This is a genomic window from Martinezella lusitana, assembly GCF_014207095.1.
Taxonomy (GTDB): Bacteria; Pseudomonadota; Alphaproteobacteria; order Rhizobiales; family Rhizobiaceae; genus Rhizobium; species Rhizobium lusitanum_B.
In genome coordinates this window covers 218184-225826 of record NZ_JACHBG010000009.1, presented here as the reverse complement: position 1 = coordinate 225826, position 7643 = coordinate 218184, and the positions used below count along the sequence as shown (strand labels likewise).

Sequence of the window (7643 nt, the reverse complement as noted above, 5' to 3'; positions counted from 1 at the left end):
CGTCAATCAGCATCGCAGCCAATCAAGGAAACACTAGAGCGAAGGTCTTCGTCGCCAGCAGCGCCGCCGCCCTCGTCAGTGATCGGGCTTATAGAGAATGCACCGCGCCGCCGTCAATAGGAGTTCTGAGAGAAATTGCGAAAATCTTACAAGATAGTGATTTCATTACGATTTCAAATCTTCGCTACAAGTGCCGCCCAAAACTCGCGTTTAGGAGCGGCTCGGCGGCTTATCATAACCGTTCTGCCTGAGATCACGCATTGAAGATGTCGACTGAACGCGTGCGGCACCCCCTCTCCCTCCCCTTTGCATCCACCTGACGATTACCCTGGAATAGATCCACCGAAGGGGTGGGATACGCCGACCATGGCTGGCATGTCCCGTCATCGGCCGGTCACGCAGGGGTGAGACTGTTTCTTGAAGCGATGAAAGTGGAGGTTCGTCGCACAATCGCACGGAGGGCGATTTCATGTCCGATATTACAGTCTGGGCCAATAACGACGTCGTTCAGATAGCGTGGCGGTCCGATAAGCCGATCGAGACTTGTCTAGGCTTCGCGATCGATCGCGCGGAGGTCTTGCCCACAGGAGGCGCTCGCGACTGGGAAGCACTTCCCGCCTGGGTCGGCTTCACCGGCGAGACCAACCCCGCCTGGCAAATGAAGGACACCTGGATCTGGCCGATACAAAAGTTCAGCTGGAAGGATCTTACCGCGACACGCGGCAAAACCTATCGCTACCGCGTGACACCGGTCGGCGGCGAGATCGTCGATGGACAGCGTCTGGCGGCGATTGCCGGCATCGTCCCACTTGAGAGCCAGCCTGTAACCCTCACAGAGAAACACGGGCATTGCAGCGCCTATTTCAACAGAGGCATTCTCTCTACCCAGTACCTGGCTCATCAGATCCCCGCGGGGCCAAGCGGCGCACCTAATTATGTCACGCTGAAAGGCCGCATCGATCAACCGGGGGATCCGCTGCGCGAGAACCTCGCCGGCCAACTCATCGATGGACTGCTTTCGCTCCTGCGCCGGGCCGAAACCGAGGGCGGCACATGCTATGCCGCCTTGTATGAGCTTAACGACGTCGAGCTGGAAGGAGCACTGCTTCAGGCTTCACGACTGTCCATCATCCTTTCGAACACTGGTCCCGACGACCAGGAAAATCATCCGGCGCGGCAAGCGCTACACGAGAAAGCCGCCAGCAATCCCAACCTGCAGATCTTCGATCGCTTTGTTCCCGGCGGCCATATCGGCCACAACAAGTTCATAATCTATGCGGACGCGCAAGGCGAACCCCAGGCCGTGTTGCTGGGCAGTACAAACTGGACCGACACGGCTGTCTGTGCCCAATCCAACAATGCATTGGTCGTCGAGGATGCAACGCTGGCAAAAGCCTACAAGGATTATTGGGACAGGCTGCTTGCCGACACCGAGAATGACGATGCAAAGCAAGGGCGCGATCTGCGCAGCTCGGACGCTGAGGCCGGTGCGACTGACATCGCCTTGGACCAAGCGGCGGCCACGGTCTGGTTCTCGCCGAACACTCCGCATGCACGCCCAAGCCATCTGTCTGCGGATGCGCCGCCGCCGCCCGATTTGTCAGTCGTTTACCAGCTCATGCAGCAAGCCAAGACGGCTGTCGTGTTCCTTGCCTTCCAACCCGGTAGCCCGAGCATCGTCGACGAGCTTGCCCGCCTCGGAAATGCAAGGCCTGACCTCTTCATTCGCGGCGCAGTGACTGACCCCAACGCGGCCCAGACGTTCAACACGACGCTGATCCATCGCTCCGGCGAGCAGCCGGTCGACGTCGTGCCGGCGTCGGCGATCGACGATCAGTTCGGCTATTGGCAAAGAGAGCTGCTCAAAGCAGGACCAAGCGCCCATGCCATCATCCACGACAAGATTGTCGTGATCGATCCGGGGCAACCGGGCTCGGTCGTAATCACCGGCAGCCACAATCTCGGCTACCGCGCATCCATGAACAATGACGAGAACATGCTGCTCGTCTCGGGCCATGACGAACTTTCGAAGGCCTACGCCGTTCATGTTCTGGATGTCTATGATCACTATCGCTTCCGCTACATGATCCAGAAGGGCGGCACCCATGCCTTTTCGGGTCTAAGTCGTGACGCGAGCTGGCAGGACAAGTATTTCGCGCCGGACAGCAGTGCACGCAGAGATCTGGACGTATGGTTCCAGAACGGCGCGGCTAAGGACTAAACATGCAGGCCTTTTGGGGTCGTCCGGCGGAGATCGAGACCATTTCCACCATACGAGAGGCCTATCTCGCCCCATCTCCGGGCAAGGTCCATGACGGCTGACTTTTCAATCTGAAGTCAGCCGTCAATGCGTGCCTGCACCGCCTCAGCCCGCCATCCGGTCCGGAGAACGCAAGATTGCAGCGCCTCCTGCCGCCTGCACCGCGAGACTTCCGTATTCGATGCCCGCGGCCAAGGCGCTGTTTACATCGTGACCTTCGAGCCAGGCATCGATAAACCCGGCATTGAAGGCATCGCCCGCTCCCGTCGTATCGACCACCGGGACATCTTTCGCAGCCAGATGGGCCTGCGTGTCGGCTGAGCGAAGCCAAGCGCCCTCGCCTCCCGCCTTCAATGCGACGATCGGAAAGTGCGTTGCGAGAACATCAAGCGCCTTAGCCGGCTCGTCGTGACCTGTAATAGCCTGCGCCTCTTCGCGATTGGGCAGGAATATATCGACGCCCTCGCAAGCCTTCAGCAGGCCAGGATCGAAAATCAGCGTCTCGTCCCAGCTCGGATCGAGCGAAACGGTAAGCCCGGTAGACTTTGCCTGCCGCACCAAATCCGGGATTTCATGCAGTGTGGCGAATTCGGCGATATGGAGATGCCCCGCAGCTTTCCACTGCAGTGCATCAGAAAGCGTTGCGGGCAGCGCCGCACCCGCCCGGCGCGACAGGAATGCGCGATCATTGCCGATCACGCTTGCCACCGTCACCTGCGGGCCGGCATCTTCGGCGCGCTCCAGAAAACGCAGATCCAGGCCATCGATCGCAAGATCCGGCTCGATGCCGCGCGACAGGCCGTCAAGGCCGAGACGGGCGACGAGCGCCACCGCCCTGCCCGCATGAGCGAGATGCGCGGCGGAAATGAACGCGCCGCCGCCGGCTGCCAACTTCATATTTTCGGCAAAGACCTCGCGCCCCGGCTGCGGCAGTGACTGCAGGCCGGTGAAAATGAGGTCACAGTAAATCCGTCCTATGCTGAGGACCGCCGGACGGTTCAATTGTTGTGATGTCATAAGCGGCCCAGGCTCTTTTCGGTCTTGGCATCGAAGAGATAGAGGCTGCCCGCAGGAGCGGAGACCGAAAGCGTGCTGCCGGCCTCGGGGATAAGCTTGCCAGGTGCCGTTGCGATCACCGATGCCCCGTTGACATCGAGATGAACCAGCGTTTCCGCGCCAAGCGGCTCCACGGCCGTGACGGTTCCGCGCAGCGACAGGCCGCCTGGTTTGCCCTCCTCGACCCTCAGATCATGCGGACGAACACCGACGAGCACGTCGCCATCCGGTATAAGCTCGATCCCGCTTCCGTTGCGCCGGCCTGCCGTCAGGTTCATCGACGGGCTGCCGATGAAGCGTGCCGTGAACACATCGGTCGGATTCTCGTAGAGCTCGGTCGGCGTGCCGGTCTGCAGAATGCGACCGTCGCGCATGACGACGATGCGGTCAGCCATGGTCATGGCTTCGACCTGATCGTGCGTCACATAAACGGTGGTCGTCTTCAGGCGTTGATGCAGTCGCTTGATCTCGATACGCATCTGCGCACGCAGCTGCGCATCGAGGTTGGACAGCGGCTCGTCAAAGAGGAAGGCAGATGGGTTGCGCACCATGGCGCGGCCGATGGCGACGCGCTGGCGCTGACCGCCGGAGAGAGCCGCCGGGCGACGATCGAGATAAGGCTCCAGGCCGAGTGCCTTGCCGGTCTCCTCAATCCGCTTGTCCTTTTCCGCCTTGGACAGTTTAGACGTATAAAGACCAAAACCGATATTCTGACGCACGGTCATATGCGGATAGATCGCATAGTTCTGGAACACCATGGCGATGTTGCGCTGCTTGGGGTCGCGCTCGTTGACGATAGCGCCGCCGATCTTCAGATGACCGCCGGAAATATCCTCAAGGCCGGCAATCATGCGCAGGGTCGTCGATTTGCCGCAACCCGAAGGCCCGACGAAAACGACGAATTCGCCGTCCTTGATTTGCAGATCGATAGCCCGAACGGCTTCGACCTTGCCATAGCGCTTGACCAGCTTTTCGAGTTCGATGGTCGCCATCAGCGTGCCTCCACAAGTGCACTGAATTTCTCTTCAAGTTCGCGCGCAGCTGATGCTTCACTTGCTGCATGTCCGGACGCCAGGGCCTTAAAACGATCGGCCTCTGCCCTGTGCCGCGCAAGCGCCGCGTTCATCGCCTTTGGTGACGGTCCGCCGAGCCGGTCGCGCACGGCGACGAAATGCTGCGGCGAGACCAGCTCCTCGAACTTCTCACGATCGAAAGACGGCTCGCGGGAGGTAGCCTCGCGAAATGCCTCAAGGAACGGCTCGAAGCCATCCTTTTCCAACCCACCACCGAGCGCGACGACGGCGCGCGCTACCTTCGCCGCGATCTCATGAGCCTGCCGGAACGAAAGACCCTCGATACGCACAAGCGAGTCCGCCAGTTCCGTGATGGTGATGCAGGAGCGACGGATATTTTCGGCAACGCGCGACGGGTCGATGCGGATCGCGCCGATGAAAGCGGCCAGCAGGTCGAGGACGCGGCCAGCTGAGGCAAATGCCTCGTAACCCATCTGCTGCGTCTCGCCTTCGCTATCGTTCATGTCGGTGAATGGCGTGTTGTGCATCACGTCGAGAACCGTGCGCGCCCGGCCCATGGTCTGGCTCGCCAGATGGCGCATGTGCTCGACCGGTACCGGATTGCGCTTCTGCGGCATGATCGAGGAGATCTGCACGAAAGCATGTGGCACGTAGATCTGGCCGACTTCGAAGCTTGTCCAGAATTGGAAGTCCTGGATGAGGCGGCCGAGGTGCAGGAACATCAATTCCAGCGCCGAATAGGTCGAGGTGATATAGTCTACAGCGGCGATGCAGCTGTAGGAATTGGACAGGGGAGCCTTAAAGCCCAGCAGCTCGGCGACGCGCGCGCGATCGATCGGGAAACCCGAGGTCGTGATCGCCGCTGCGCCCATGGGGGACAGATCGACGATAGCGCGCGCAGCTTCAAACCGCTCGAGATCGCGAATGAGAACCTCTATCGCCGCCGAAAGATAATGACCGAATGTCGATGGCTGCGCCGGCTGGCCGTGCGTATAGGCGACGATCAGGGTCTCCTTCTCACGTTCGGCAGCAGCGATCATCGCATCCAGAAGGTTGCGAACCTTTGATGTCAGCGTGTCGATACGCTCCTTCAGACCAAGCTTGAACAGCGTGTGATCTATATCGTTGCGCGAGCGTGCCGTGTGCAGGCGTCCTGCGATGTCAGCACCGATGCGAGCCTTCAGCTCTTTCTCGATGAGGAAGAAGAAGTCTTCGACCTCGCCTGTGTAAGTGAGCTTGGAGGGATCGATCTCCCGATCGATAGCCTCCAATGCGCCCGCGATTGCAGCAGCCTGCTCGCGGTCCAGAATGCCTGTTTCGGTCAGCATCACCAGATGTGCGCGGTCGATACAGCGGAAGCCGTCGACATGGTGGGTCTTGGCGCCATCGAAAAGCGGACGAAGAACGGTTTCCTTGTAAACCGGATCGGGGAAAACGCTTTTATCGGAGAGCCGGGGATCAAGATCGGACATGGTTCAACCCTTGAGGCCTGCGAGCATGACACCGCGGACGATGTAACGCTGTAGAAGAAGGAAGACGACGAGTGTGGGAAGCGTAGCGATGGCAGCGCCCGTCATGATCATTTCCCACTGGATGGACTGCTCGACGGCAAAGCTCGAAAGCCCGACCGGCAAGGTATAGAGCTCCGGGCTCGTGGATACGATCAACGGCCAGAAGAATGCGGTCCAGTTGCCGAGGAAGGTGAAGATCGCAAGCGCTGAGAGCGCAGGCGTCACCAGCGGCATCGCCACTTTCCACCAGATCTGGAATTCGTTGAGGCCGTCGACGCGAGCGGCTTCAAGAAAGTCGTTCGGAACGCCTTCGAAGAACTGCTTCATGAGGAAAGTGCCGAAGGCCGTCATCATCCCTGGGAACATGATGCCCCAGTAGCTGTCCAGCCAGCCGAGCTTGCTCGACATCAGATACCACGGAATGACAAGCATTTCCGTCGGGATCATCAGGGTAGAAAGAATGGCAAGGAAGATGAAATAGCGGCCGCGGAACTGGAACTTCGCCAGAGTGTAACCGACGAGGCTGTCGAAAAAGACGTTCGACAGCGTGACGACGACCGCGACGATCATGGAATTCATGAACCAGCGCAGGAAGCGCCCGTCAGCGAGAATACTCACGTAATTTTGCAGCGTCGGTTCGGCCGGGATCAGGCGCAGATCGTAGACCTGCCCCGCCGTCTTCAACGAGGTGGAGAACATGAAGGCCAGCGGCGTGATCATAATGAGGCCGCCGATGAACAGCAGCGTCCATGTCAGGATACGGCCGGGGCGCAGGTGCTCGAACGGCAAAGGTTTGGCTTGAGCCGGCATTGTCATTTCTTTTCCCTCAGAATCCAGAGCTGCAGCAGCGAGACACAAAGCAGGATGGTGAAGAGAACGACGGTCTGCGCAGCCGCATAGCCCATCGCATAGGAGGAAAATGCAGTCTGGTAGATCATCAGCACCAGCGGCTTTGTCGAACCGAGCGGTCCGCCGGGATCGTTTGTGGTCATGTTGTAGACCTGATCGAAGATGCGCAGGAAGCCGATCGAGGAGAAGACGACAAGGAAAACCGTGGTCGGCTTCAGAAGCGGGATGGTGATCTTGCGCAGGATCGCCCATTCGCCGAGACCGTCGATGCGCGCCGCCTCGTAGAACGTATTGGGGATCGCGCGCAGACCGGCCATGAAAATGATGATCTGGAAGCCAAGGCCTGCCCAAATGGAGGTTGCCATGATGGCATAGAGCCCTTGATCGACCGAGCGCAGGAACCCCTGCTGTGGCAGACCGACGGCATTGAGAATGTTATTGATGAAGCCGATGGGCGCAGGCTGATAGAACCAACGCCAGACCCACGCCATGGCGGCTGCCGTCGTCAGATAGGGCAGGAAATAGAGCGCACGGATGAGCCCGTGCATGAAGTGCACACGGTCGAGAAAGTAGGCGATGGTGAACGAGACCAGGAGGCTGATCGGCGTGCCGATCAACAGGTATGTAAAGGTGTTCTTGAACACCTTCCAGAATTCCGGATCGGAGAACAGCTTCTGGTAATTGGCGATGCCGATAAATTTCGGCGGATTCATAAGATCCCAATCGGTGAGAGAAAGCCAAAAGGCTTCCAGCGTCGGGTAGAAGCGGATCACCGAATAGAACAGGATCGGCAGGGCGAGAAAGCTCCATACCCAGATCAGCCGTCGTGTGCGCATGGAAAGGCGATCCGTAAGGCGATTGCCCGAGGGCCGGTTCGCCATACCGCCTGTTTCAGCCGTCATTGTCATGTTTCAAAACCCTTCGGCAGCGGAA

The 7643-nt window shown here is 59.3% G+C and carries 7 protein-coding genes; 2 read left to right on the top strand and 5 right to left on the bottom strand.

Going from position 1 to position 7643, the window contains the following annotated elements; all coding sequences use genetic code 11:
- Positions 1-251, top strand: a 251-nt coding sequence (locus GGD46_RS33645; protein WP_210325641.1) for a hypothetical protein, incomplete at its 5' end; no start/stop codon positions are given.
- A gap of 218 nt (positions 252-469) precedes the next feature.
- Positions 470-2221 carry a phospholipase D-like domain-containing protein gene (locus GGD46_RS19945; RefSeq protein WP_184707068.1) on the top strand — a complete coding sequence of 584 codons (1752 nt, stop codon included), beginning with the start codon at positions 470-472 and terminating at the stop codon, positions 2219-2221.
- Positions 2222-2365: 144 nt separating this feature from the next.
- Here the strand turns inward: GGD46_RS19945 and GGD46_RS19940 are convergent, their stop codons facing one another.
- From GGD46_RS19940 to GGD46_RS19920, 5 genes are read right to left on the bottom strand one after another with little or no spacing between them, the layout of a single operon-like run.
- Positions 2366-3277 carry a carbohydrate kinase family protein gene (locus GGD46_RS19940; protein WP_184707066.1) on the bottom strand — a complete coding sequence of 304 codons (912 nt, stop codon included), beginning with the start codon at positions 3275-3277 and terminating at the stop codon, positions 2366-2368.
- On the bottom strand, positions 3274-4308 hold the full coding sequence (locus GGD46_RS19935) for an ABC transporter ATP-binding protein (protein WP_184707064.1): 1035 nt from the start codon (positions 4306-4308) through the stop codon (positions 3274-3276). The genes GGD46_RS19940 and GGD46_RS19935 overlap by 4 nt, the downstream gene beginning before the upstream one ends.
- Positions 4308-5822: an argininosuccinate lyase gene (gene argH / locus GGD46_RS19930; RefSeq protein ID WP_184707062.1), complete on the bottom strand. Its 1515-nt coding sequence runs from the start codon at positions 5820-5822 to the stop codon at positions 4308-4310. Before argH ends, GGD46_RS19935 begins: the two co-directional genes overlap by 1 nt.
- A gap of 3 nt (positions 5823-5825) precedes the next feature.
- Positions 5826-6677: a carbohydrate ABC transporter permease gene (locus tag GGD46_RS19925; protein ID WP_184707060.1), complete on the bottom strand. Its 852-nt coding sequence runs from the start codon at positions 6675-6677 to the stop codon at positions 5826-5828.
- Complete coding sequence (locus GGD46_RS19920; protein ID WP_246806393.1) at positions 6674-7618, bottom strand: carbohydrate ABC transporter permease; 945 nt, start codon at positions 7616-7618, stop codon at positions 6674-6676. Before GGD46_RS19920 ends, GGD46_RS19925 begins: the two co-directional genes overlap by 4 nt.
- Between the last annotated feature and the right edge of the window lie 25 nt (positions 7619-7643).